This is a genomic window from Methanoregula sp. (assembly GCA_026625165.1).
Taxonomy (GTDB): Archaea; Halobacteriota; Methanomicrobia; order Methanomicrobiales; family Methanospirillaceae; genus MVRE01.
On record CP112999.1, the window covers coordinates 1,230,802 to 1,254,691 of the forward strand.

Annotated in this window: 24 protein-coding genes and 1 pseudogene; 11 read left to right on the forward strand and 14 right to left on the reverse strand. The window is 50.0% G+C overall.

From position 1 onward, the window contains the following. The first annotated feature begins 58 nt into the window (after nt 1-58). The 5 genes from OS112_06495 to OS112_06515 all read left to right on the forward strand — a co-directional run bounded on the left by OS112_06495 (nt 59) and on the right by OS112_06515 (nt 5,923). A complete protein-coding gene (locus OS112_06495) occupies nt 59-904 on the forward strand; it encodes a hypothetical protein (GenBank protein ID WAC04117.1) in 846 nt (281 codons plus the stop codon). 229 nt (nt 905-1,133) lie between these two features. Beyond that, nucleotides 1,134-1,853: a hypothetical protein gene (locus OS112_06500; GenBank protein ID WAC04118.1), complete on the forward strand. Its 720-nt coding sequence runs from the start codon at nt 1,134-1,136 to the stop codon at nt 1,851-1,853. Between the two features lie 197 nt (nt 1,854-2,050). Then, complete coding sequence (locus OS112_06505) at nt 2,051-2,794, forward strand: hypothetical protein (protein WAC04119.1); 744 nt, start codon at nt 2,051-2,053, stop codon at nt 2,792-2,794. Nucleotides 2,795-3,011: 217 nt separating this feature from the next. Beyond that, nucleotides 3,012-4,898 carry a ribosome rescue protein RqcH gene (gene rqcH / locus OS112_06510; GenBank protein WAC04120.1) on the forward strand — a complete coding sequence of 629 codons (1,887 nt, stop codon included), beginning with the start codon at nt 3,012-3,014 and terminating at the stop codon, nt 4,896-4,898. Next, entirely contained in the window at nt 4,895-5,923 is a 1,029-nt protein-coding gene (locus OS112_06515; GenBank protein WAC04121.1) for an mRNA surveillance protein pelota, read from the forward strand. Before rqcH ends, OS112_06515 begins: the two co-directional genes overlap by 4 nt. Nucleotides 5,924-6,349: 426 nt before the next feature. Here OS112_06515 and OS112_06520 read toward each other — a convergent pair whose 3' ends face one another. From OS112_06520 to OS112_06530, 3 genes are all read right to left on the reverse strand, one after another. Continuing rightward, nucleotides 6,350-7,114, reverse strand: coding sequence for a sulfide-dependent adenosine diphosphate thiazole synthase (locus OS112_06520; protein ID WAC04122.1), 765 nt, complete (start codon nt 7,112-7,114; stop codon nt 6,350-6,352). A 69-nt stretch (nt 7,115-7,183) separates the two neighbouring features. Beyond that, on the reverse strand, nt 7,184-7,783 hold the full coding sequence (locus OS112_06525) for a phosphomethylpyrimidine kinase (protein ID WAC04123.1): 600 nt from the start codon (nt 7,781-7,783) through the stop codon (nt 7,184-7,186). 792 nt (nt 7,784-8,575) lie between these two features. Then, nucleotides 8,576-9,961: a PAS domain S-box protein gene (locus OS112_06530; GenBank protein WAC04124.1), complete on the reverse strand. Its 1,386-nt coding sequence runs from the start codon at nt 9,959-9,961 to the stop codon at nt 8,576-8,578. A gap of 102 nt (nt 9,962-10,063) precedes the next feature. Here OS112_06530 and OS112_06535 point away from each other — a divergent pair, with 102 nt between their 5' ends. After that, nucleotides 10,064-10,318 (forward strand): hypothetical protein, encoded by a 255-nt coding sequence (locus tag OS112_06535; protein ID WAC04125.1) that lies wholly within the window; start codon nt 10,064-10,066, stop codon nt 10,316-10,318. A gap of 37 nt (nt 10,319-10,355) precedes the next feature. Here OS112_06535 and OS112_06540 read toward each other — a convergent pair. The 4 genes and pseudogenes from OS112_06540 to OS112_06555 form a co-directional block, all read right to left on the reverse strand. Beyond that, nucleotides 10,356-10,614 (reverse strand): annotated as a pseudogene (locus OS112_06540) (hypothetical protein). A 487-nt stretch (nt 10,615-11,101) separates the two neighbouring features. Further along, nucleotides 11,102-11,398: a hypothetical protein gene (locus OS112_06545; protein ID WAC04126.1), complete on the reverse strand. Its 297-nt coding sequence runs from the start codon at nt 11,396-11,398 to the stop codon at nt 11,102-11,104. Nucleotides 11,399-11,495: 97 nt separating this feature from the next. After that, nucleotides 11,496-12,764, reverse strand: a complete 1,269-nt coding sequence (locus OS112_06550) for an OFA family MFS transporter (GenBank protein WAC04127.1) — start codon at nt 12,762-12,764, stop codon at nt 11,496-11,498. Between the two features lie 674 nt (nt 12,765-13,438). Beyond that, a complete protein-coding gene (locus tag OS112_06555; GenBank protein WAC04128.1) occupies nt 13,439-14,116 on the reverse strand; it encodes a peptidylprolyl isomerase in 678 nt (225 codons plus the stop codon). A gap of 55 nt (nt 14,117-14,171) precedes the next feature. On the opposite strand from OS112_06555, the gene cyaB reads away from it, so the two are divergent. Then, on the forward strand, nt 14,172-14,699 hold the full coding sequence (gene cyaB, locus OS112_06560; GenBank protein ID WAC04129.1) for a class IV adenylate cyclase: 528 nt from the start codon (nt 14,172-14,174) through the stop codon (nt 14,697-14,699). Here the strand turns inward: cyaB and OS112_06565 are convergent. Genes OS112_06565 through OS112_06580 form a run of 4 tightly spaced genes read right to left on the reverse strand, consistent with a single transcriptional unit; the run spans nt 14,689 to nt 17,455 of the window. Beyond that, a complete protein-coding gene (locus tag OS112_06565) occupies nt 14,689-15,330 on the reverse strand; it encodes a metallophosphoesterase (protein ID WAC04130.1) in 642 nt (213 codons plus the stop codon). The genes cyaB and OS112_06565 overlap by 11 nt on opposite strands. Before the next feature lie 22 nt (nt 15,331-15,352). Further along, nucleotides 15,353-16,450, reverse strand: coding sequence for a TIGR04013 family B12-binding domain/radical SAM domain-containing protein (locus OS112_06570; GenBank protein ID WAC04131.1), 1,098 nt, complete (start codon nt 16,448-16,450; stop codon nt 15,353-15,355). Between the two features lie 50 nt (nt 16,451-16,500). Continuing rightward, a complete protein-coding gene (locus OS112_06575) occupies nt 16,501-16,983 on the reverse strand; it encodes a hypothetical protein (protein ID WAC04132.1) in 483 nt (160 codons plus the stop codon). Nucleotides 16,984-17,041: 58 nt separating this feature from the next. Beyond that, complete coding sequence (locus OS112_06580) at nt 17,042-17,455, reverse strand: DUF126 domain-containing protein (GenBank protein WAC06150.1); 414 nt, start codon at nt 17,453-17,455, stop codon at nt 17,042-17,044. A gap of 44 nt (nt 17,456-17,499) precedes the next feature. On the opposite strand from OS112_06580, the gene OS112_06585 reads away from it, so the two are divergent. Continuing rightward, the gene (locus tag OS112_06585; GenBank protein WAC04133.1) at nt 17,500-18,660 is read left to right on the forward strand and encodes a proteasome-activating nucleotidase; all 1,161 of its coding nucleotides are present in this window, start codon (nt 17,500-17,502) and stop codon (nt 18,658-18,660) included. Between the two features lie 43 nt (nt 18,661-18,703). Then, nucleotides 18,704-19,216 carry a DUF5804 family protein gene (locus OS112_06590; GenBank protein WAC04134.1) on the forward strand — a complete coding sequence of 171 codons (513 nt, stop codon included), beginning with the start codon at nt 18,704-18,706 and terminating at the stop codon, nt 19,214-19,216. A gap of 51 nt (nt 19,217-19,267) precedes the next feature. On the opposite strand, the gene OS112_06595 is transcribed toward OS112_06590, so the two are convergent. The 3 genes from OS112_06595 to OS112_06605 form a co-directional block, all read right to left on the reverse strand. Further along, nucleotides 19,268-19,513, reverse strand: a complete 246-nt coding sequence (locus OS112_06595) for a hypothetical protein (protein WAC04135.1) — start codon at nt 19,511-19,513, stop codon at nt 19,268-19,270. A 142-nt stretch (nt 19,514-19,655) separates the two neighbouring features. Next, nucleotides 19,656-20,327, reverse strand: a complete 672-nt coding sequence (locus OS112_06600; protein ID WAC04136.1) for a hypothetical protein — start codon at nt 20,325-20,327, stop codon at nt 19,656-19,658. 58 nt (nt 20,328-20,385) lie between these two features. Further along, nucleotides 20,386-20,838, reverse strand: coding sequence for a hypothetical protein (locus tag OS112_06605; GenBank protein WAC04137.1), 453 nt, complete (start codon nt 20,836-20,838; stop codon nt 20,386-20,388). Between the two features lie 131 nt (nt 20,839-20,969). Here OS112_06605 and OS112_06610 point away from each other — a divergent pair, with 131 nt between their 5' ends. Together OS112_06610 and OS112_06615 are read left to right on the forward strand one after the other, a co-directional pair. Beyond that, nucleotides 20,970-22,355 carry a PAS domain-containing protein gene (locus OS112_06610; protein WAC04138.1) on the forward strand — a complete coding sequence of 462 codons (1,386 nt, stop codon included), beginning with the start codon at nt 20,970-20,972 and terminating at the stop codon, nt 22,353-22,355. A gap of 168 nt (nt 22,356-22,523) precedes the next feature. Continuing rightward, the gene (locus OS112_06615; protein ID WAC04139.1) at nt 22,524-23,885 is read left to right on the forward strand and encodes an S-layer protein; all 1,362 of its coding nucleotides are present in this window, start codon (nt 22,524-22,526) and stop codon (nt 23,883-23,885) included. Nucleotides 23,886-23,890 lie beyond the last annotated feature (5 nt).

The following is a 23,890-nucleotide window of genomic DNA, read 5'->3' on the forward strand; positions in this document are numbered from 1 at the left end:
TCAAATTGATTTTTATTTATAGCAACCTTTATCGAATCTCTCTGTATTATTATGACATATGAAGGGATGGGCTGTTATTGTTGGGATATTAATTTTAGGAGTAATATTTTCGAGTGGATGCACACAACCTACGAGTTCGCCATCGACACCCTCCATAACATCAATTCAACCGACACCACTGGTTACAGAACAAACATCGCAACCGACTCCACAACCAACAGTTGAAGTCACAAAAGCACAAGAAAAACCATTACCACTCACTGAAACGTATTCCTATCATAAAGGAAGATTTAATTTTAAATATCCTTCTGGATATGCAGTTTATTCTACAGTGAGTCCGGGTGACTCAGCCAATAGGTGGAGATACTTGTTTATTGCAAATAAGGAACTTGAAGATTCTTTCGCTATCCGCCCAGCAACAAGCCCCGCTACAAACCCAGACTCCACTCGTTATTATCTGACCACATTAGATGGCAAACTAATATACATTGATTACAGAAAGATAGTCCAAAATAGTGTTGTGAAAGTAGAAATCGAAGATATGGCTAGTAATGATGCTTGGATATGGGTTTCAAACAACTTACGACATCAAAAGAATGGAAGTAACTATTGGTCTATGACTTATGACACCGAATCTTTAGAAAATGTAAAATTTAATGATGTCTCTTGGGTCAAGATAATTAATGGAAACACGCGGACGCTCCAGAATTACTGGCAGGATTGGAGTGTCACATCTGACGAACATATTACCTATTTCCTGCGGTACCTTACCCCTTCCGGTGCTTTTGTTTTGTTTGAATATGATGTAAATGCCAAATGGAATGGAGAACCAGTGCTAAAAGGCAATTTCAATCAAGCAACATTTGAAGAAATTGTGAAATCATTTAAAATTGAGGAAATTTAAATTTTTTTAGATATCTATCTGAAATACATTTTCTGGCTCTGTAGAAAACCTGATTTTTCTCGATAACCTCTCAAGGGGGATGCAATTATTATCTGTTCGGATTGTTATTGAGGAATTCTACAGAGCCAAATACACTAAAATAAAATTATATCGCTTGTTGTTAGCCTATTTAGCCGATATAATTTTTTTATAGTAACCTTTATTTTTACAGTCTGTATTATTCTCCAACATGAAAGGATGGGTAGTTATTGTCGGGATTTTAATTTTGGGAATTATAGTTTCGAGTGGATGCACTAGTAAAACAATAACAGAACAAAGACCTGTGCAAACTATTCCAGCAACAACATTGGCATCGGTTGTAGTTGAAACCCCTGTTGTTGAAACTACAATACCAACAGTTCCCACAACAACACCAACACAGTCATTGATGAGTACTGTAATAATTACGCTCCCGCAAATTGGATCGGAAAGATGGGCTGAGGCGCGCCATGCAACCGTTTCGGTAGATGGTTTGGATGTCGGAACAGTGTCGTCAAGTGCTCCATTCTCTATTAAATTGAGGGAGGGAGTTCACATTATTTCAGTACAAGGTTTTGTTGACAGAGAGGTTAGGGTTCAGTTTGCAAAAACAACAACGATAGATATCCGCGATAATGACAATCCAATAATCGCACCGCTAATACTGCGCGAATTTGGATTTTATGAAGTTCATAACGGCATGAAATCATATGCGTCTTCCTACGCAAATGGGAAGATAAAGTCAAATGTGAATCGCCCCATAAAGGTTAATATTACCGTTGATTTCTATGATAGGAACGGGATTAAGCTTGGAGAAGGTTACGATTCTGTTTCGGTTGATCCGTTCGGAACATCCAACTTTGAAGCAATTTTATTTGGTGTACAATCTCCTACAGAAACCTATTGCCGTTACAGTGGTATTATAATTTAATTTTTATGCTGATTTGAAAGCAGCTTCGTTCCTGTTCGAACCAGGAACTTTGGGAAAGATAATAGGTATCCTATTCATGGAAAAACAAGGTGGAAATAAATTTTTTATTTGTTTTTCCCATTTGTTAACGCATTCGTTAATTAAACAATCATACGAAAGGATTAATAATTTAAAAAATAATTTACGGATCGGTTAAAATGAATTTCAAATGGTTTTGGGTTTTCTCATGCTTTGCCCTTTGTATATTTTGCATGATGTCAGGATGTACATCATCAAAGAACTTGGATGGTTCTTATCAGATTACCCCAGTCGTTACTCCATCAGAATCCCAAGTAACGACAGTACCTGTTACTATTACAGCCATAGTAACGACTACTTCAGAAATTCCGAGTGCGACTGAAACAACAACCTCAAAAGTAACAACCCCTCAAGTTAACTCTAAATCCAAAGTGGAACCGTATGTTGATAGCTTTAAAATCGAAAAAAATTATCTCGCGTATCCATTAAGCAATTGTGTTATGAAAGAAATCTTTCCGGCAATTGGAAACGATCCTAATTATGGATTGAAGGCAAGTCCCCCGAAACTGACTGGCATTGCCTGGACTGAGTGGAATGTATTTATTAAAGATTATACTGAAGGAAAAAATGAAAAAAGTAAAACAATTGGTATTTCAAGGTGTGTTAATCCGCTCCCTGTTTCACCCAATAATCCTAATTGGAATTTTATTAAAATATCCGCTGAATTAACACCTCGAAATGCTCAACCTACCAATTATGACATTGTTTTTCATATAAGCAGTAATGCAAAGGGGGATATTTGTCAAATCAAATTGAGTGAAATATTGTATCAAGACCAAAAAATAACAGTTGAAACTTTTATCCCTATGAGAGACGATGAATTGGATATGTTTAACACTGCTGTTGTAAAATTCAACGAATAACAAACGATATTTTTAAAATTTTTTTTATCTCGCCTCCTTCACATCCATCAACACATACACCTTACACTTCGGGCATTGCACCTTCACAGGTCGCCGTGATTATGACAGGTTGGCAGGCCGTGATCTCCTATATACTCATCACAATGACACGTTTGGGGTAACTATACAAAACCTGCACATCAATAATTAACCGATCATAAAAGAACGGTTACGAAATATGGCAACACAGGCCGGCATGAGCGGGATTGACGTAAAGGCAGTCGTCATGGAACTTGGCGGGAAGCTCCCGCTCTGGATCGACAAGGTCTACCAGTTCGACCAGCGGACACTCGGGATCCGGCTCAACGGGGAGAAACATGCAAAATACCTGTTCATCATCGAAGCGGGACGCCGGGCGCACCTTGCCAGTGAGCTCCCGGATCCGCCGAAGAACCCGCCGCAGTTCGCGATGCTGCTGCGCAAGCATATCAGCGGCGGTAAGGTGCTTGCGATCCGGCAGCACGGGCTGGAACGGGTCATAATCATCGATATCGGGAAAGGAAATGCCGTGTACCGTCTTATCACCGAGCTCTATGATGACGGGAACGTAGTGCTGGCCGATGAGGCATACAGGATTGTAAAACCGCTCGTACACCACCGGTTCAAAGACCGCGACGTGATATCCGGAGTCCCGTATGCCCTGAGCGCGGCCGATCCGACTGCGTCAGAGGAATCCCTTGCCACGTTCCTCAGGAACGATGACCGCGACCTTGTGCGGGCGCTTGCAATGGGCTGCATGCTCGGGGGGGCTTATGCCGAATATATCTGCCGGCAGGCTGGCATGGACAAGGCGATGCCGGCGAAGGATGCCGATCCCAAAAGGATCTACGCCGCGATACAAGCCCTCTTTGACCGGGTGGAGCACGACAGAAAACCAGTCATCACCGCAAAGGGGTGTGAACCGGTCGACCTGACCGGAACGACGGGGGAACGCCAGTATATGGATTTCAACGCTGCCCTTGACCGGTTCTACCCGGCAACAAAATCAGAGATTATTAAAAAAACAAAGAAAAAAATTCCCAAAGATGAGATGATCCTGCGCCACCAGCAGTCGGCAGTAAAAAAGTTCGATGCAAAGATTGCACAGGCAGAGCGGGCGGTTGCCGCCATCTATGAAAATTATCCGGTCGTTGCCGATGTGATCGCCACGCTTTCAAAGGAGAGCAAAAAAAGATCATGGCAGGAGATTGCAGCCTTAATTAAGAAAAATCCGACAGGCATGGCTGGGAAGATCGTTTCAGTCCACCCGGAGAAAGGAGCAGTCGGGATCGACCTTGGTGAACAGGTGATGATCTTTGTTAACGAAACGGTGGAGCAGAATGCCGGCAGGTGTTACGATGAGATCAAGAAATTCCGGCGGAAAAAAGAGGGTGCACTCGCCGCAATGGCAAAGCCGGTGATACAAAAGAAGGCAGTAAAGAGGGATATCGTTGCCCTCAAGAAACAATGGTACCACCGGTTCCGCTGGTTTGTGACCAGCGACAACGTGGTCGTTATCGGCGGCAGGGATGCAGGGCAGAACGAGGAGCTGGTAAAAAAATACATGGCGGGCGGCGACACGTTCGTCCATGCAGACGTCCATGGCGCGAGCGTCGTGATCGTTAAAGGAAAGACAGAAAGAATGGACGAGGCGGTACAGTTTGCCGCATCCTACTCCGGCGCATGGAAGAGCGGGCATTTCTCCGCTGACGTGTATAGTGCCCTCCCTTCGCAGGTGAGCAAGACACCGGAGCACGGGGAGTTTGTCTCCCGGGGTTCGTTTGTAGTGCGGGGGGAACGCACCTGGTACCGCAACGTAACACTCGGAGTGGCTATCGGGCTGCAGCTCGAACCTCAGGCGGCGGTGATCGGCGGACCCCCGGACGTTATCCGGAAGCATGCAAAATCATCGGTGGAACTTAAGCCCGGGCAGTATGAACCAAACGACGTGGCAAAGAAAGTCCTGCGGGCACTTAAAAATGCAATCCCGGACGAGGTGTCAAGGGGCCTCATGGGGATACTCAACACGGAAACGGTGGCGGCATTCGTCCCGCCCGGCGGGTCGGATATCGCGGGTGAATCATGAAAGCGGAATTTTGTGACCTTAAAGGCAATTACGGGGAGATCCGGTTCCTGCCGGAGAGCATCGATGACCTCTGGCACCTGCAACACCTGATTGCTCCCGGCGACCTTGTCTTTGCCACAACACTGCGCAGCGTCACCGCAGCCACCGACAAGATCCGTCCGGAAAAAGCCGAGAAGCGCCCGGTCAGGCTCGGTATCCGGGTCGGGCAGGTGGAGTTCTCGGTGCACGCAGTCAGGCTCCGTGTCAGCGGGCTGATCGAACACGGGGTGGATGCGGGGGCACACCACACATTCAATGTCGATACCGGGTACGAGATATCTGTAATCCGGGCATGGAAGCAGGTCGACTTCGACCGGATCGACCGTGCGGTCAAGGCCTCGGTCTACGGAGTGATCCACATCCTGACGATTGAAGAGGGCGAGGCAGAACTCTTCCGGCTGCGGCAGTTCGGCCCCGAGAGTGTCATTACTGTTACCATGGGCAGCGGCAAAGGCGCGGAGACCAGCAACCGGCAGGCGTTCTTTGAGCAGGTGCTTGGTGCCATTGCAGAGGTCACCGGGCCGGTCATCATCGCCGGGCCGGGTTTTGTAAAAGACGATTTTGTAAAATTTGCCAAAAACAGGGAGAGTCCAGCTGCAGGCCGGGCCATCGTGGTTGAGACCCGGCGGATCGGGCGCGGGGCAGTCCAGGAAGTCATCGGCCTTGGCGCCCTTGAGAAGCTGATCGGTGACCTCCAGCTCGCACGTGAGGTGAAGATAGTTGAAGAAATCCTCCTCCGGATTTCCCAGAACGGCGCGGTTGCATACGGGATGCAGGAAGTCGCCGATGCGATCGGGTATGGCGCAGCAGAACAGCTCGTGATCACCGACACGCTGCTGCGGGACAGCGAGGTTATAAAGCTTGTCGATAAAGCCGAAGCCATGCGGGCAAAGATTTTTGTGCTCTCGGCCAGCTTCGAACCCGGCGAACGGCTGGACGCCCTCGGCGGGATTGCGGCGCTGCTGAGATATAAGATGGGGAAATAGGGCGGTAATGCTGCTGTGTGCCCGTATATCCCGACTTATGAAAGGATGCTCTGACTATGGATAGCGAAGCCTCAGCTGAACTGGCCCGGCCGCAGCGGCCCGAGTAAGCGGATGCGAGTGAGTCACTGAACGTACTATATCTGTCGCATCAACAGCGGCGAGCACGATGCAAAGCATGGTGCGAGCAGAGGGCCAGGGCAGCCGCCGGCGCAGGAACGAAAGTGACAAAACGGGGGTGTCATCGTGTCAGATCAACCGGGGAAAAGAGCAGCAACGTGATGTGAAGCGAGAATGAGCGGGCGCGGATTTATCGATCGTTGCGCCCGCGAGGACGAGCGAACATGACCGGACGTCATTACGGTATCGTTAAAAGAAGAAAAAATCAGGGGAATCGTGGTCGCAATCCTGAAAAAATGGTGTTCCTCATCACTTCTTCAGGCTATTAATAACAAGGTTTGCCGCTTGCTCCCCGGAGAGGAGCATCCCGCCAAACACCGGCCCCATCCGGCTCTCTCCCGCGACGGCATTTGCTGCCATGCCGGCAACAATGAGGCCGGGGAACACCTCTCTGGTGTGCTGGAGGATACGGGATTCGGCCCGGTCAGCCCACATGAAACCCTCGCCTTTAACATGGAGATTCCCGCCCTTCTTCTCAACGAGCCGGGCTACGACCGCATCATGACCCGTTGCATCGACAGTATACCGGCAGCTCATGATCAGGGGATCGACATGGAGTTTTCCCATTTCGACGGCAGTCCAGTTAATAACAAGCCCGCTGATCCGCCCGTCTGCCTTGATCATGACATCCTCTACTGATGTGAGATTGAAAAATTCGGCTCCTGCATCACACGCGGCAGCGGTAAGTTTAGAGACGGCTTCAACAGACTTTGCGACATAATAACCCTCTTTGTATAAAGTGGATTTGACAGAGAAACGGTCAAGCAGGCGGCGTGCCTCTTCCTGCACGACAATTCTTGGGAACATCATCCCGCCGCCCCACATCCCTCCGCCAACAGAGAGCTTCTTCTCAATGATCCCGACCTTGATGCCTTCTTTTGCGATCAGTGCTGCACATGTAAGTCCGGCAGGCCCTGCTCCCACAATCGCCACGTCGAGTTCCATATGGTCGATCAGGGTATTCATCTGTACTGAAAGGATCGCCCTGCTGATGGTAATTTCATCGAGTTCCATGGTAATTGCTTCCTGATTATTATTCAAAATACTATTAACAATGTTATGAAACGAGGATGATAAAACGACTTATTCCAGCGATTGCGCATAGGCCCGTGCAATTCCGCACATATCCCGCGCAACCCCGATGGGTTCACTCCCCACAAGGGTACAGACCGGCTCTTTTCCCGGTCCCCCGGCATCGCAGATAATTTTCGGCACTCTGCCCCCAGTAGCCCGGACCGCTTCTATTGCTTTCCACTGCATCGATGACCCCTCTGCAATCCTGAGTTCGGCGGGCTCGGACCTACGGTCAATCATGGCAGACACCCAGCCTTGCTTTGTGCAATAGCCTGAAAGCCAGTCAGAAAACCCGGGGAGATTTGCGAAATCGATCCCGGCCCGGACAGACGGATCGGTCTTTTTAAGTTCGATGATGAGCCGTGCCATATGGCTCGATGCTCCGAACCGGACTCTCCCGGCAGCCCGTGGCATACCGTTGATAATGGTAATCCGGCCATCTATGGCCATGACTTCATCGGGATTTTTTGCATGCGGTTGTGCAAATACCATGTTTGTCCTGACCTCCGGAATGAGGGCGACAAATTCCATGCATGCCTCAATCTCCTCAAGGGCAATCATCATCCGTCCTATCATATCGATTTCAGTTGCAAGGTCAGGTTGTTTCATTGTTCTGCTCTATACTTGTGAACAATGTGACGGGAAGGATTATTGTAGCTATGGTTGCGTGGCCCGGGCCAATCCGGCTTCCGGTAACTGCAAGGCAATTTCGTAGGGCTTGAGTGGTGCGGGGCGGACGGGAAATACCGGGGATGCGGAGTATCGTTCATCCTTGCTTTGCCACTGGTATAGGGGAGTGCCATTGAACCGGAGTGCAGCGGAGACGAACAGTCCCGGCCGTACTGCATATCGCCCAAGGCCGGACCAGGTTACGGGACGCGGAACGTGGCCTGTCGCGGGCCAGGCTGGCCGCAACACCGAGATCACTTACCTGCCCGCATCAACCGACGGGGGAGCCAACGCGGCGAGGACTGCCGAATGCAGTGGAGAAGATTTTCATCAGAAAATCGTGGATCTCCGAGAGGTCAACAAACCTTGAGGATGAGAAGGATTCGTCAGAATCCTTCGATGGCATAAGCCCCGTTGAGTGTAGCACCTCCAATGAATTACACGGATGAGCCGGTTTTCCACGCGCTCTATAAGCACAATTAATTGAATTGGTTACAACTCCAGGCAATTTTTGTAATCAGGTATTATAGGAAAAAATGGAAATACATGCGCAATTTTAAATTTTAACTAAAATTTGGGGTTTGAGTATAGCGCTTGCTGTCCAGAATCCAATCCCTCGCATCTTCACTTCCGGTTAATGCGCAGACACCAGAGCTGGCGCAGGAACATTTATTGTTGACCTCGTAAAGAAACGAAAAAAAGGTTCTTGAAAAATGCATTTTTATCGTTTATTCATTCCTTTTTCTGCACAACGATCGTAAACGCCGTCCCTGCCGTCCGGTCAAGCTCGATCGTACCGCTCAACTGTTCCACCAGGCTCACCACCAACCGGTGCCCAAGCGATTGTTTATTTCTCATCCAGTCAAGGTCTTTTGGTATCCCGATCCCCGTGTCCCTGATGGAGAGCACAATGGTGTCAGCTTCCCGGCGTCCTGCAATGGTGATCTCCCCCGGAGTCCCTTTGGGAAACGCGTACTTGATTGAGTTTGAGAGGAGTTCGTTGATGATAAGGCTGATAGGAATTGCTGTGTTTATTGAAATCTGTATATCTTTCAATTCAACATTCAATCGGATGACTTCAGGGTTTACCTTATAGAACTTGAAAAGGCTCGTTCCTAAAAATGTGACAATTTCAGACAGGTCGATCCTGGAGATGTCTTCGGCACGGCACATCCTCTCGTGGACATGTGCCATCGCCATAATGCGGTTCTGGAACTCTCCCAGTATATCCAGTAATTTCCGATCTTTGATATTCCGGGACTGGAGGCTGATGAGACTTAAAATAACCTGGAGGTTGTTCTTCACCCGGTGGTGGATCTCTTTAAGCAGCGTCCCTCTCTCTTTGAGGGAGACATTGAGCTGCGCAGTGCGGTCAGCTACTTTCTGCTCCAGTCCCTCAGCGAACTGCCGCATCTGCTCCTCTGCCTGTTTGCGCTCGGTGATGTCCTTGTAATCCTCAACAATGCCAATAACATCACCGCCAGATCCCCTGAAGGGAGTTGCAGTTACGATGCAGGGAATTTTTTTACCGTCTGCACGTACTTTTTCCACCTCATTCTCAACACACTCCTCACCGCAGAGGATTCTGGTCAGAGGACAACCGGGAGTATGACACCGGTGGCCTGGAAACACTTCATAACACTTCCTGCCTGCTGCCTTGTCCCTGCTTATGCCTGCCATTTTCAGGAACGTCTCGTTCATCCGGAGCACGCTGAAATCCTTATCAACCACCCGCATGCCATCAGCGGCAGTCTGGAATATCTGGTCCAGTTCTGCATGACTATCTTCAACTTTTCTCTCTTCTCTGGCAACCCGCTCACTTAAAAGGGCAACAACAGAGGACACGAATATAAATGAAAATCCCCGTAAATAATCCTCATCAATACCCACGTCCCCGCCGAAGAGCATGTGTCCTGTGATGAGAAACCCGGCTAAAAAGACTGCCACCACTATACCCTTTCTCTTCCACCAGAATGCCGCTAAAATAACCGGAATATAAAAGAAATGGGTAAATACATGAGAAATTTCAAGAACCAGATGGAAATAGACGGTCAGAAAACAACTGAAAGCGATAAGGACTGCCAAGACAATGATTTTTTGGTTTTCTTTAATTGTCATGTTCCACCAATCCTTCTTAAGAGGTGTGACAATAAAAATGATTCTCTGGAATCTCTCTAGAATTGCAAACAGAAATAACATCTCCATTGCATTCTTATTTAAATGCCTTCCATCAGAGGTAAACCAAAAAAGCAGATTTCGTACAAATGTCCCCATGATCTATTACTAAAAATCAATGCCGCGATTGAGAATGGAGAATATGCTTCAAGAAATGACATAATTACAGCGGCTTTACGTATATTTTTCGAGAATCACGATAAAACCTCGAAGGACGAGATAAAGGAATGGTTGATTTCCGATGAGGGAGAGGAATATTTAAAGAACCTGATCAGGGATGTCCGGGAAAAGGTGCAATAAGGATTAATGTACCTGTCTGATCCTGTACAGTCCCGAATTAATTTCTCATGGATCTTTGTTCAGGATAACTTGAACGTTTCATCATCTCACCAACCAAAACCCTGAAACCTGATCCCAGGATTGCCTCTTGGGGCAGCCTTCTCCAGAATGCCAGTTCCGGAAGACTCCATGCCTTCAAAGTCGAGACTGCCATGAGGACGGTTGTCATACCAGTGAACGAATTCATCGAGTGACAAGAACTCATGTCTGAACCGTTTGCAGGTATGGAACTATTTCTCAACTTTTCCATTGGTTTGGGCTCTGTAGAAATCATCGTTTTTCATAACGTTTTTGGGGGCGTTTGCCATTCCTTACAGGGACGGGCAAACTGAAGAAGATGTCCTGATAGACATCTTCGAGTTACATTGCCCCCGCCACTGCGGCAGCCCCCCTTGCGATATCCATTGAAAACCGGTTCATCATGGATCTCTTGTAATGATGTGAGATCAGGGATTTCTACATAGTCTTGGTTTGTTTGACGATGTTTCACCCATGCAACGATCGGTCAGATATCTCGTGTTTCAAGGTATTGCCTGAATTCACTATCCCAATACCCATTCTCGTCCCTTCGATGAGCACCAGATTCACTGCCATGATCCATAATAAGTTCACGAAGAAAGCAGATCTGCCCGTATCCCTGGACTGCACGTTCTACAACGATAATTGTGTTTTCCGTATTGATAGTGGCAGATTCACCGGTAGCGAGGATTTTACGTGATGAGTCATCCAGAATCGTGCAGAGTTTTAATCCGCTGAAGCCGTCTTCATACCAATCGATATGTCCGGCCGATATGCTATGTGGTCCCGTTCAAAGCGCACCCATTTTCTCTGCTTCTTCTTAGCAACCTCCGTTCTGGCAAGTTCCCGGTCCACCAGATATCTGTGAATACGGTTATGAGAAATACATTTTTCGTAGAGTCTTCGGATAACGGTTTTTAGCATTCTGGCCCCAAATTTGAATCGTTTGTACGCTTCCACAACTATCTCCGATTCTTCGAAAGCCGATACACCTGAGAACAACGTTCTTCTCATCCTTTCCATTGATTCGTACCAGCTAGACACTTGCTCATGCACACTCACTGGAAAAGCTCACGCAGCGACCATATTTATAGGATGAATGTAACCCGGAGCGTAAAAATTAAGGTATGGGTTTTGGTGGTCTCATCAGGGTGAACGCAATGACAATACCGATCACTGCAAGCGCGAGCACATACGGGAATACCCCGATATAGGATCCCGTCGATGTCTTGATGAACCCTGCCAGCTGCGGCCCGGCAATCGCACCGGCACCATACGCAAGGAAGACGACCCCGTAACAACTCGGGTAGTCAGAGGTGCCAAAATAACTGCCTGTGGTTGTCGGTGCGATGGCCAGCCAGCCACCAAGACATCCCCAGAGTACGGCAAAGGCAAGGATATACGCCGGTGCGATCGGGATCTGCCACATCAGCAGCGATGCCAATGCGATCAGGATGAAAGATACCATGGCAGCATTCCGGGGTGTTAATTTGTCGGTGAGTGCACCAAAGACGGGCCGTCCGCCGCCGTTAAAGATCGCAAAGAACCCTACGAGGAATGTGGCAAGCCCTGCCTCAATTCCCATATCGGTGCCTACCGGTTTTGCTATCGAGACTGCCATGAGGCCGGCAAGACAGCCGATGAAGTAACAGGTAAAGAGCCCATAGAATGACGAGGATTTTAGCATCAGAGACCGGTTAAATTCGCAGGGTTTTTCCTCACCAGGTTTCAGTGCAGTTGGTGTCAACCCTCCCGGAACCCAGCCGGAGGGCGGAAATTTCAATGGGAGCGCAAGCAGTGTAGTGAGAACAATAATTGCGACACCAAAGATCCGAAACGTGTTCATCACACCACAGGCTCCGATGAACCAGCCTGCGATATTGGCTGTAAAGAACGCGGAGAACCCGACACCAAGAACCGTGAGCCCGACCGCAAGGCCCCGCCGGTCAGGGAACCAGCGTGCTGAAACAGCAACCAGAACACTATATGCAATACCCACACCGATACCCCCGATCACTCCAAACATTGCGGAGAGCGTCAGGACAGATGACGAAAAGGATGCAAAAAGCCAGCCAAGGCCAGCCAGCACACCGCCGATGATCGTCATATTCCGGGGCCCGTACGCGTCGATTATCTTCCCGGTAAACGGCATCGTAATTGCAAAGACTGCAAGAAACACTGAGAATGGCATCAGGATATCATTTGCACTCACTGCCTGGCCAAGCTCACCGGTAAAAAAATCAGTGAGGGGCCCGACAAAGACACTCCACGCATAAATCGAACCAAGGCACAGGTTGATAATCAGACCTGATGCGACGAGCCCCCACCTCCCCTTTTCCATAGGCATCCTTAAAAGTGAAGTTACTTCGCTGACTGGACTATCTTTCATAAAGTTGCCTCCCTAAAAAAAAATTAAATGGTTTATTCCTCCAGCGTTGAGATGTTGCCGGGATCGCGATACCCATCTCTTTTGCCTTAAGCACCCGTCGCATGATCCTGCCGCTCCGGGTTTTTTTGCAGTTTATCGTCTCATCAGATTTCCCTTTAGCGCCACTTTATTTATGGGTATCTGGAATTGTGGTGTTCAAAAGTCACGTTATATCCGGGAAATAAAACGCAACAGTCCATCACAGGGCTATGAAATCACCAACAGGTGCATCGCCCGTGACGTGTGTGAGGAGGGGGGAGCATGCACCAGCAATGCAATCTGTGGGTGGTCGCAAGCGGCCCGCATGAATGCCGGTTACTGGACGCATCAGCGCGAGGCCGGGCGCGAATGAGTCACCGAGCGTTAGACATGTTCCCGATCAACAGCGACGAGCGCGATGCGCAGCATGGTGTGAGCAGCCGGCCGGGGAAGCCGCCGGCGCAGGAACGAAAGTGACAAACCGGGAGCGTCATTATGTCAGATCAACCGGGAGAAGAGCATGGAGAGTCTGTGAGCGAAGCGGACCGGAAGGGAGTACCAGCAAACCGGAGAGCAGTGGAGACTAACAGTATCGACAGTACTGTATCTCGTCAAGGAAAAATATGCAAAAAAACAGGATGTGAATTTAATCGATTTTACTCTGCTTTCTTTTCCGGTCTCTTGTAATTCTCAAGCAGGGTGATTTCCGATATCTCCCTGATTAACTCAAAACCTTCATGGATGATCCTTCCGCGCCAGAGGAGCCAGCGCCGGTCATACGTGATGCCCGGGGGGAGGGTGACCGTGACTTTGCCATCGTCAAGGGATGCGTCGATGTCCCGGCCTGCATAGAGCCGGATGAGCCCCTGGAACTGTGAAAGGGGATCCTCTACTTTCTCCTCAATTGTGTATTTATACGACAGGGTCATTCCTGCAAGGGGTGCATTAAAGTCCACAATAACGCGTGCGCCGATTACATCGACAACGGTCCCTTCACCCAGCTCGTCCATCTTGACCGTCATTCCCCTGGTGGGTTTTTCCTTGAACTTGGACTTGGGGAACGACTGGAGGCGCTTGGGGTCACGTTCGCCAAAACCCTTCTCCGGCGTAACCGTGACCGTGCCGGAATACCCGATCTCCTTGCCGGCAACCTCCTCGTCGAGCCCGAGGATCACATGCTTGCTGCCGACACAGATCGTGACCGGCCCGTAGAGTGCCGATGCATTGAAAATACCGGCGGTTTTTGCAGCAGCTTCATCGGTCGTATCAAAAATCCGGCCTTCAGTACTGCCCGTATAACTCAACTTGATAAAATCTCCATTCTGGATCGGCATAAATCACCTGACTATATTAAATCGCAGCAACACCAGATAAAACTGTGGCACTAAAATGCTCGAGATAGAACTTAAAGTCCGCGTCGATGAGCTCGGGCCAGTACGGGAACGGTTGCACCAGCTCAATGCAGAACCTTGCGGGAGGGTACATGAGCACGACATCTATTACAATGCCCCTCACCGCAATTTTGCCATTACCGACGAGGCACTCAGGGTCCGGTACTCAGGCGGGAAGGCAGTCATGACCTACAAGGGTGCAAAGATAAAGGATCTCGGGCTCAAGGCACGCGAAGAGCTCAACACCGCTGTTGAATCCGGTGAAGTGATCGGGGAGATCCTTGCCCGTCTCGGGTTTACCGGAACTGCAGAAGTGGACAAGTGGCGTGAGAACTACCGTTACGGCAACGCATCCATCTCGCTCGATGAGGTTGAACACCTGGGTACGTTCGTCGAGATCGAGGTTATTGCCGATACCGGTACACGAGCAGCCACAGAAAGAATAGACAAAATAAAAAGGGAGCTTGGGATCACCGGCGAAGCGATCCTCGCCTCGTACCTGGAACTGTTACAGTCTAGACGGTGAGCAGTTCGACCTTGATGTCTTTTGGCTCGGTGCCGAAGTGGAGCATCGCACAGTACCCCATCATCGCGGCTCCGGGGTTTACCACCTTGGTCCCGTCAATATCCATGACTCCCCTCTGCTCGTGGATGTGAGCACAGCAGACGAGATCGAACGCCTTCATGTGGCGCTGGATGCTCTTGCTCCCGACATGGTTCCCGGCGGGCTTGTCAAGGCTGCCATAGGGAGGGGCATGGGAGAGCAGCACGGTGTGGACCGTCTTTTCCATCTTTCCCATCGCTTTTTTGAGCAGGTCGTCGATCTGCTTGTCGGTCATCTCAAAGGGCGTGCCAAACGGTGTCGGGTTTGAACCCCCGATACCGACAATTGTCATCGTCCCGAGGTTGATCTTTGCGCCATGCATGCAGACAGTATCGGAATGTTCAAGCGCGTCGATAATTTCACGGGGATCGCAGTTTCCGGGGACTGCAAAACAGGGGACGTCGATGCGGGAAAGAACATCATCGACAGCGTCCACAGGTCCCATATTGGTGATATCGCCAGCGATAAAAACGGCTTCAGGAGATAATTCAAGGAATGAATCTATTTTACCGAATTCACCATGGAGATCTGCTATCAATAGCACATCTTTCATGGTATATCATTTCAAACGGGGTCTAAAAAACCTTATCTTTAGGCTCGCTCCAGGATCCCGTCAATCTGCCCGATAACGCAAGTTTTCCCAAAAGCAGCGCAGTTTCCGGCAAAAGCGGGCGCCCCGCATCCGAACCTTCAAGAGGTGTGCCCGGAAGCGGCATGAACCGGTGTGCGTGCACCATGCCGTGTCCTGCAACCCATTGGATCAGCCGGACGGACTGCAGCTGGTCCTCATCGGTCTCAAACGGAAAACCGAGGATAAAATCAACGACCGGTATGATCCCGTAGTCACGGCAGAGCTCCACGGCCGCAATAACATCGGCAACCGTATGCCCACGGTTTAACCTTGTAAGCACGGTGTCGCTCCCGGACTGGGCGCCGAAGTGCAGTTTTGTATTTGCACAGTACCGGTTGACCAGTTCAAGCGATTCGTCGCACACAAATTCCGGGCGAACTTCCGACGGGAATGTGCCGAACCAGATCTTATGCGTGAGCTTTTCAAGCAGCCGTCCGATCTTCTCCCACCGTGGATGGATACCATCAGAACCGTACGCAAACGCATTCGGGCTCACGAACCGGGAATGCCTGTACCGGTTCGCAAACGATGCGATCGCATCTATGGACCGGTGCCGCATGCAATGCCCGAAGATCCGGGGTGTCTGGCAGTAAGCACAGGAAAACGGACACCCGCGGGAGATCTCAACGTAACCCTTCATCTGCGAGAATGCAGGAAATGCATCAAGAAGGACAGAAGTGTCCGCCGGTTCATACCATTCCTTTGTCGCTACTCCGGGGACAAAAGAATCGTTTCCATTTTCTATTGCCGCAAGGAGCCGGGGAAGAGTAAATTCGCCTTCCCCCACCACGACATAATCGGCATACCGGGCTACGTCCCTGTACCGTGCAGTTGCATGGGACCCGCCTGCAACGGTAATGCACCCTGCTCCTTTGATCTCTTCCCTTAACACCGGTTCATTGATGGAGTTGAGGGAGTAACAGGTGACATCCCCGGAGGGCGATTTGACGGGGTTGAGTATGAACCCTTCCTGTTCGCAGGCGGCGTACAGCGCCGCATAGGAGTTGCGTGCGGCATGGACCAGCCGCCAGTTGAATTTCATGGGAGCCGGAGAGATAAAAAAATGAGTATTTTGTTATATCCCGGTTGTTGTCATCCACGCGAGCGGTACTCACGCAGGACATCCGCAACCTTATAGGTCTGGCCGGTGTTCATGGTGACCCACACTTCCACACGGTCAGCCTGACCCCGCTCGGATCCTGATCCACGGGTGCCTGCAAGTTCAACTTCATCTCCTTTTCTTGTGCCAAGCGTATAGGTCTGGACAGACCCGTCAGCACGGGTGAGTTTTACATCGACCTTGGTTGCGGCATTCATTCCCTTCCCGCCATCAAAAGTAACCGGGATGGAACCAGTGTATTCTTTCACGCCGACAGTGACGCTGACCATATTGTAATCCGGCATCACATCGGTCGGTGACGTGACGAGAGGTGCTGCCGATTGTCCTGCAGTTGTACCTGATCCCGGTGTTGACGTGGCCATCGGAGGGGCCTGCGTTCCGGTGCATCCTGCAAAGGCAATCAAAGCAGAGAGAATTACGAGGGTTACGAGAGTAACAAGGATTCTGGACTGCATGCCGGAAGATTTGAGCCTGAATAATATGATGTTTGTGCCACAGGATCAGGAATTACGATCAGGAGCCGGGAAGTATTCCCTCGTATTCAAGTTCACCTCTGCCGCCATCGACCGTGACCCGGATACCGTCCTTCAACTTGTTCAGGGGCATGCCGATCCGGTCAATCATCGGGATCTTTGCAATAATTGCACCGGTGACGATGATGGGTTCGGCTTCCTCGTTGATGATTGCGGCAGGTGCGTGGCCGTTACGGCTTAAGGCATAGAGCACGTACGAACCGACAGTCGACCCCTTGCCGAAAGGAAACGCAAGCACTTTTCCCGCAATGCATTTCCCGTAGAGAGGGTGGCCTTTCTCGACAACAATCCCGGACTCCGGGTCGACACCCGAGAGAAACGAGATCGGAGCAGGGCTTACCAAAAGCTCCCCTGTCCCGACCCCGCGGGATATGCTCCGGGCGACGATATGCAAAATCACACCTAATTTATGTTTGAAGATAGAGATATATGATTTATATGGAAGAGAGCGCCGCGAGCAACGCTGCGAGTCCCGAAGACCTCAAGATTCGCATCCAGCTCAACGAACTTGAGGCAACCGTTCTAGAACAAAAGCTGCGGGTGGATGAACTGGCCAAAGAGAACGCCCAGCTCCGGCGGGAGAACAGCCAGCTCAAGAAGATCCCGCTCTTTGTCGCGGTAGTTGTCGACATCCTTGACAACGGTGAGGTTTATTTACGCCAGCAGGGCAACAACCAGGAGTACCTCACCCATGCGGGGGAGGACCTGCTCCCGCTCTTAAAACCCGGTGCGAAGGTTGCCGTCAATAATGCGCTCTCGATTGTCAAACTGATCGGCAACATCTATGATGCACGGGTGCGGGTGATGGAACTCGAGGAGTCCCCTGCGATCTCGTACCAGGATGTCGGCGGTCTTTCAAACGAGATAAAAGAGATCCGGGAATCTGTTGAGTATCCCCTGACAAAACCTGAGATCTTCCGGCGTATCGGTGTCGATCCACCAAAAGGCATCCTGCTCCACGGCTCTCCGGGGACGGGGAAGACTCTTATTGCAAAAGCGGTGGCCCATGAAGCTCATGCGACCTTTATCCGGATGTCCGGCAGCGAGCTCGTGCACAAGTTCATCGGAGAGGGCGCAGGGCTTGTCCGCGAGCTCTTCATGCTGGCACGAGAACGGGCGCCTGCGATCGTCTTTATCGATGAGATCGATGCAGTGGGGAGCATGCGCACCAATGACGGGACAAGCGGGGGCGCCGAAGTCCAGAGGACGCTGATGCAGCTCCTCGCCGAGATGGACGGGTTTGACAACCGCGGGGACGTGCGGATCATGGCGGCCACAAACCGCGTCGACATGCTCGACCCGGCTCTCCTGCGGCCCGGCCGGTTTGACCGGATCATCGAGATCCCGCTCCCCGATGCAGCCGGACGTCTAGAGATTTTGAAGATCCATTCAGGAAAGATGAGGCTTGCAGGGGTTGACCTGCGTGAAATTGCCGAGATGCTGGAACGTGCTACCGGTGCCGAGCTTCAGGCCGTATGCCGTGAGGCGGGGATGATGGCAGTACGGCGGGACGCACCTGCAATCGGGCGTGCCGACTTTATGGATGCCGTCCGCAAGGTAAAAAACGAGAAAGTGACCGACAACCGTATGTATACCTGACCGTGGCGTTAAGGCCGGTTGTTGCCCCGACGTTCAGACTCCTATGAACATACTTTTACTCCAGCGGGATGGCACCGACCTCCACCACACGCTCTTTGCGTCCGAGACCAGCCGGATGGCGCTCCGGTTCTATCACCCGAAAAAACTCCCCTGCGGCGTGTATATTTCCTGTGCCACGCTGGGAAGCGCCCTCTCGCTTGTATCGGAACTCCGCTGGTATATCCGGAGATATGTCCGCGAGGTTCTCTTCGAGGTAAAAAAGGGAGCGTACTGCACCCATACCCTCGCACAGGACGTCTATTATGAGCGGATAACCGTGCTTGGCGAACCATGGGCGTTCCGCCGGCTCTACGGGTTTAAAGGCGGCCAGCTGATCAGCGCTGTCGTGATGACACCGGGATCCACGATTGAGGAGTACCGGCAGGACATCATCGGGGTTGATGCAACCATTGTAGTCTGGTGCCGGGAAGATGAGGTGGAAGATATCAGCCTCGATAACCAGGAACCGGTGGTGGATGCAGGTGACGCTCTTTTACCGGCAGAGAATGAAGAATGATACGATACGGCAGACCCTCATGCCAAATTTTAAAAAAATTCAAAAAGTATGTTATGGTTTCCTGCCCATTGTTGTCCGGACAGAATTTTTTACCTCTTCCGGCAAATCGACTACATCCAGTATGAGAGGAAGGATCATCTGCGCTGCCTGCTTCCCATCAGGGGTTGCAAGATAATTCCTGATCGCTACCTGTCCGTCAGGGGAGGTCAGGTACTTATGGATCATCTCCTGTCCCTGAGGGGATGCAAAGTACGTTGCAACAAATCCTTTCATCATAATATCGTGAACCAATTTCATTCCTCCATGCTTTCCAGTCTCATTCCAGGCCAATCCGCGTTTGTCTGTCCGCAATTCATTATGAAACAGATAATATTGCCTTGTGCGTCAATTAATAATCCGATTAATTTTTGGAAATTACCTCAAAAAATGAATGATTGGGTCAGGGCTTTATCGCTTCTATCAGTTTGTCCACGATCTGCTCGCTCCGGTTCTTCATGCCGAACCAGACAACAATTGCAATCGATGCCCCAAGACCGATACCAAGGCCCCACGCAATCGGCGTGATGATCGTGTAGATGATGGTTAAGTCCAGCATCAGCTGCGAAAGTGCCAGCATGACGACAACAAAGTACATGAACAGGCGTAGCAGCACGAGCACCGGGCTGAGCAGTTCAATGCTGGCATTCTTTGCGTAAGTCTGGAAGAAGTCGATAAAGTAATCCGAAAGGACTATGCCGACTACAAGAATGATCGCGAATGCAGCGACATGGGGGATGTACTCGATAATCCTTACCATGAACTGGCTCAGGTATTCCATATTCAGGATGTCGACTGCGGCGAGGATAGCGACCAGATAGACGATAATCCGCACAAAGATATCTGCAAGATACCCTATCGAAAAGCCGGATTTTGTAACCGATTTTCCTAATTCCGAATCCCCGATCAATGGGGTGGCAAATGCTTTGTTAAGGATAATTCGCGCAGCCTTTCCCAGCAGGCGCCCTGCTATCCAGCCAACGAGAAGTACTACGAGTGCACCAATAATGGCAGGAAGGACCGCCGCTGTGTTCTCCAGTCCACGGGAAATAATGTCGATTGATTCAGATACCATAGTTTAACGCTCCTGTTGTTCATCAGTCATTTCAGATACGGGGATGCGACGTTTCATGTCACATGCCCCTCTTCTTGAAGAGATCTTTTTTTACCATATCAGCCTCCTGGATGAGGGTATCCCCGGCTTTTTTGAGTTCCCCGGAAACCTTGCCTCCTGTCCGATCTGCGATCTTTTTGAGCGCTTCGGCTTCCCGGATAATAGCGTCAATAATTTTTTTGAGTTCCTGGGAAAATTGTCCCGATGTATGAGTGGAGATTGTTTTCAACAACTCTGCTTCACGGATTATTGCATCCCCGGCTTTTCTGAGTTCTTCGGAAAATTGCCAGGATGTATGGACGGATATCTTTTTTAGCAATTCTGTCTGCCGTATTATTGCCTCCCTTGCCTTCCTGAGGTCACCTGAGGCTTCTCCGGATGTCTGTGCCGCGATTTTTTTAAGGTTCTCAGCTTCGTGAGCAATTGTATTCCCAATTGCCTTCAGATCTCTTTTCAACTGGATGTCGTCCATATGATAAAAGAAAGATTTATTAATATTTAAAATTTTGCAATATTGACAATACACATTAATCATTCAAAACAATTATAAATTCCTCCTTTCATACTTCTATTGATGGCCGGTTACGTCGGCCTGATGATGCCATGATGCAGGATTACCAGCACGAACTTGCCATAATAAAAAAACTCCTCAAGAAAAATCCTAACGGGATGAGCGTCACCGATATCTCAAGAGCATTGAAAAAGAACAAGAACACGATCGGACGCTACCTCGACATCCTGCTCATCTCCGGCCAGGTCGACATGCGTACGTATGGCATGGCGAAGGTATTCACTCTCTCCCAGCGGGTGCCGCTCTCTGCCATGCTAAGTTACTCAAAAGAGCTGATCATGGTGCTCGATGAAGAGGGCCGGATCGTCGATGTAAATGATAATTTTCTCAAGATTATGGATCTCGAACGCGGGGACGCGGCAGGAAAAAATATCGAATACTTAAGCCCTCCGAATGTCGATGTCCACGAGCTGCTCGATACGGTGGCAGCGGGTTCAAAGGAAGGCGAGGACACCGTCACGTTCCGGATAAAAGATAAAGGTGAATGCATCTTCAAGGTAAAACGTGTCCAGACGGTATTTGAGGATGGCGGCAAGGGGGTCACGGTCATCCTGGAGGATATCACCGAACATATCCTTGCCGAGCGGGAAATCCGGGGGAGCGAGGAACGGTTCCGGATGATGGCCGATAACATTCAGGACGGGCTTATGATCATGGAAAATGGTAAAATCATTTACGCCAATAACCGGATTGCCGAAATCACCGGGTATTCCAATGAAGAACTGGCGGTCATGAAACCCCTTTCAATCATCGCACCGGAGTCCTACGAGAATGTGGTGCAACAGACCCGGGATATCGAAGCCCACCGTGGCGAACCCGGGGATCTCCAGATGTGGATTATCAGGAAAGACGGGGAGCGACGGTTTGTCTATGCCCGCATCAGCGGAGTACAACACCACGATACGTACTATAATTTCATCATCTTCACGGATATCACGGAGCTCTATACCCAAGGGATAAAGGTGCGTGAGAGCGAACAACGGTTCCGGACGATGGCCGAAAATATCCGGGACGGGCTTCTCATCATCGAGAACAACAGGATCGTCTTCTCCAACCGGCGCATGACTGAGATCTCCGGATTTACCAAAGAGGAGATGGCACAGCTGAATTTTCTGGATATACTGTCGGAAGATGTGTCGCTCGCTCCCGAACTGGTGAAGATTGTTTCGACAGATGGCGAGCATACACTCGATGAGGTTATCAGGGATATCAAGCCCGGTTCGGATACTCCCGGTGAAGCTACCTTCTGGATTAACAGGAAAGACGGCACCCAGCGCTGTATTCACGGTAACTTCTCGGCTACTGAGCATGACGGCATTCTCAGTGTCTATATCACCGCAACCGATATCACGTCCTTTGCAGAAAAGGAGAGAGCGCTGCGCGACCGGATCGCTTCGCTCCAGGAACTTGTCTCCTGAAAAATTTTTTCATTTAACGTCCCGGTTTCTCTGAATGCATTGCATCGGCATATAGTGCCATTTCGCCTGTTCGTTCTTATTTATAATTAACGTGTATAATCCATAAACCAAATGTATAAATAAAATAATCTCCAACTTCTTCCCTCATTCAATGAAATGTGAATACCTATGACCGATAACCAAGCGAAGAGCAAAACCGGAGAGCCGGCTCATCATCCCCGGATCTCAAAAAGACTGGGTACTCCCCTGTTGGTACTCTTAATTGCCGGAATTGCTGTTGCATGCATCCTTCTTTCTGCACCAGCAAGCGCCGGTACCAAGTATATGTCAGGAAGCCCGGAACTTTCTGCATATATTTCAGGCACAAACGAGTTCTCCCCCGGTTCCGACGCTACCCTTACTCTCGTTATTGAGAACAGCGGGCTGAACGAATTTAAAATGATCCAGTCCGGTTTTATTGACCGTGACGACCTTCCCAACACTGCCAAACTCCTTATGGTGTCATTGTCGGCGGGGGACGCCCCGCTCATTGTCAAATCGGATCCCCAGATGGTCGGAGATCTTAAAGGAGGAAATACAGTCACGTGCAGTTTTAATGTTAAAATTTTATCAGATGCCCGGTCGGGAACATACACCCTTCCTGTCAATATCCATTACACCTACCTGCAGTTCGCTGAGCAATACGGAACCGATGCCATCCAGTATTACTACAAGACAACCAATGCAGACGTACCCCTCACCGTAAAAATCAGGCCCGATATCTCCATTGATGTATTGTCGGCGCAATCCGACCACCTCAACGTAGGAACCGAAGGCTACCTGAACCTGAAGATAAAAAATACCGGCTGCGAGGACGGGACCAAAGCGGTTGTAAAAGTCGTCCGCAACGGGAACAGCCCTGTCATTCCCACTGACAGCAGCGTATATGTCGGTGACTTTCCTTCCGGTTCGACCGTGGATTGCAGGTACAAAGTCTCCGTTGCAAAAGATGCGGAACGTTCAACCTATCCGGTCGACGTTGTGGTAGTCTACGAGAACAAAGACGGTGATACTGTCACCTCACGGAGCGATACCATCGGGATTCCCGTAGGCGGAAAAATTGATTTTGCAATCATCTCTGCACCCGCTGAGATGGACCCGGGTAATAAGAAAGTAATCTCTGTTGAGTATAAAAATACCGGCGATACAACCGTATTTTCTGCCCAGGGGCGGATCAGCGCGGTGAACCCGTTCACCAGCAATGACGATATCGCATATCTGGGCGAGATCAGGCCCGGTGAATCCGCTACTGCATTGTATGAGGTGAGCGTTGACCGTGCCGCCACTATCAAGGAATATGGTCTTGATTCTGAAATCCGGTACCGCGATGCACTCGATAATTCGTACATATCCGATAACATGAAGGTCCGGGTTAACGTCACGGCGCAGACAGGGATTACCGGCAACCCGCTCTTTGTCGGCATCACTATTGTGCTGGTTGTTGCCGGGATTGTGGGCATCGTCCGCTGGAATAAAAACCGGTCCCGGTGAACCGT

Excerpts from the sequence above, each read along its gene's own strand:
- OS112_06495 (WAC04117.1), top strand. The coding sequence starts at position 59 with ATGAAGGGATGGGCTGTTATTGTTGGGATATTAATTTTAGGAGTAATA.
- OS112_06500 (WAC04118.1), top strand. The coding sequence starts at position 1,134 with ATGAAAGGATGGGTAGTTATTGTCGGGATTTTAATTTTGGGAATTATA.
- OS112_06505 (WAC04119.1), top strand. The coding sequence starts at position 2,051 with ATGAATTTCAAATGGTTTTGGGTTTTCTCATGCTTTGCCCTTTGTATA.
- rqcH (WAC04120.1), top strand. The coding sequence starts at position 3,012 with ATGGCAACACAGGCCGGCATGAGCGGGATTGACGTAAAGGCAGTCGTC.
- OS112_06515 (WAC04121.1), top strand. The coding sequence starts at position 4,895 with ATGAAAGCGGAATTTTGTGACCTTAAAGGCAATTACGGGGAGATCCGG.
- OS112_06520 (WAC04122.1), bottom strand. The coding sequence starts at position 7,114 with ATGGAACTCGATGAAATTACCATCAGCAGGGCGATCCTTTCAGTACAG.
- OS112_06525 (WAC04123.1), bottom strand. The coding sequence starts at position 7,783 with ATGAAACAACCTGACCTTGCAACTGAAATCGATATGATAGGACGGATG.
- OS112_06530 (WAC04124.1), bottom strand. The coding sequence starts at position 9,961 with ATGACAATTAAAGAAAACCAAAAAATCATTGTCTTGGCAGTCCTTATC.
- OS112_06535 (WAC04125.1), top strand. The coding sequence starts at position 10,064 with ATGCCTTCCATCAGAGGTAAACCAAAAAAGCAGATTTCGTACAAATGT.
- OS112_06545 (WAC04126.1), bottom strand. The coding sequence starts at position 11,398 with ATGGAAAGGATGAGAAGAACGTTGTTCTCAGGTGTATCGGCTTTCGAA.
- OS112_06550 (WAC04127.1), bottom strand. The coding sequence starts at position 12,764 with ATGAAAGATAGTCCAGTCAGCGAAGTAACTTCACTTTTAAGGATGCCT.
- OS112_06555 (WAC04128.1), bottom strand. The coding sequence starts at position 14,116 with ATGCCGATCCAGAATGGAGATTTTATCAAGTTGAGTTATACGGGCAGT.
- cyaB (WAC04129.1), top strand. The coding sequence starts at position 14,172 with ATGCTCGAGATAGAACTTAAAGTCCGCGTCGATGAGCTCGGGCCAGTA.
- OS112_06565 (WAC04130.1), bottom strand. The coding sequence starts at position 15,330 with ATGAAAGATGTGCTATTGATAGCAGATCTCCATGGTGAATTCGGTAAA.
- OS112_06570 (WAC04131.1), bottom strand. The coding sequence starts at position 16,450 with ATGAAATTCAACTGGCGGCTGGTCCATGCCGCACGCAACTCCTATGCG.
- OS112_06575 (WAC04132.1), bottom strand. The coding sequence starts at position 16,983 with ATGCAGTCCAGAATCCTTGTTACTCTCGTAACCCTCGTAATTCTCTCT.
- OS112_06585 (WAC04133.1), top strand. The coding sequence starts at position 17,500 with ATGGAAGAGAGCGCCGCGAGCAACGCTGCGAGTCCCGAAGACCTCAAG.
- OS112_06590 (WAC04134.1), top strand. The coding sequence starts at position 18,704 with ATGAACATACTTTTACTCCAGCGGGATGGCACCGACCTCCACCACACG.
- OS112_06595 (WAC04135.1), bottom strand. The coding sequence starts at position 19,513 with ATGAAATTGGTTCACGATATTATGATGAAAGGATTTGTTGCAACGTAC.
- OS112_06600 (WAC04136.1), bottom strand. The coding sequence starts at position 20,327 with ATGGTATCTGAATCAATCGACATTATTTCCCGTGGACTGGAGAACACA.
- OS112_06605 (WAC04137.1), bottom strand. The coding sequence starts at position 20,838 with ATGGACGACATCCAGTTGAAAAGAGATCTGAAGGCAATTGGGAATACA.
- OS112_06610 (WAC04138.1), top strand. The coding sequence starts at position 20,970 with ATGATGCAGGATTACCAGCACGAACTTGCCATAATAAAAAAACTCCTC.
- OS112_06615 (WAC04139.1), top strand. The coding sequence starts at position 22,524 with ATGACCGATAACCAAGCGAAGAGCAAAACCGGAGAGCCGGCTCATCAT.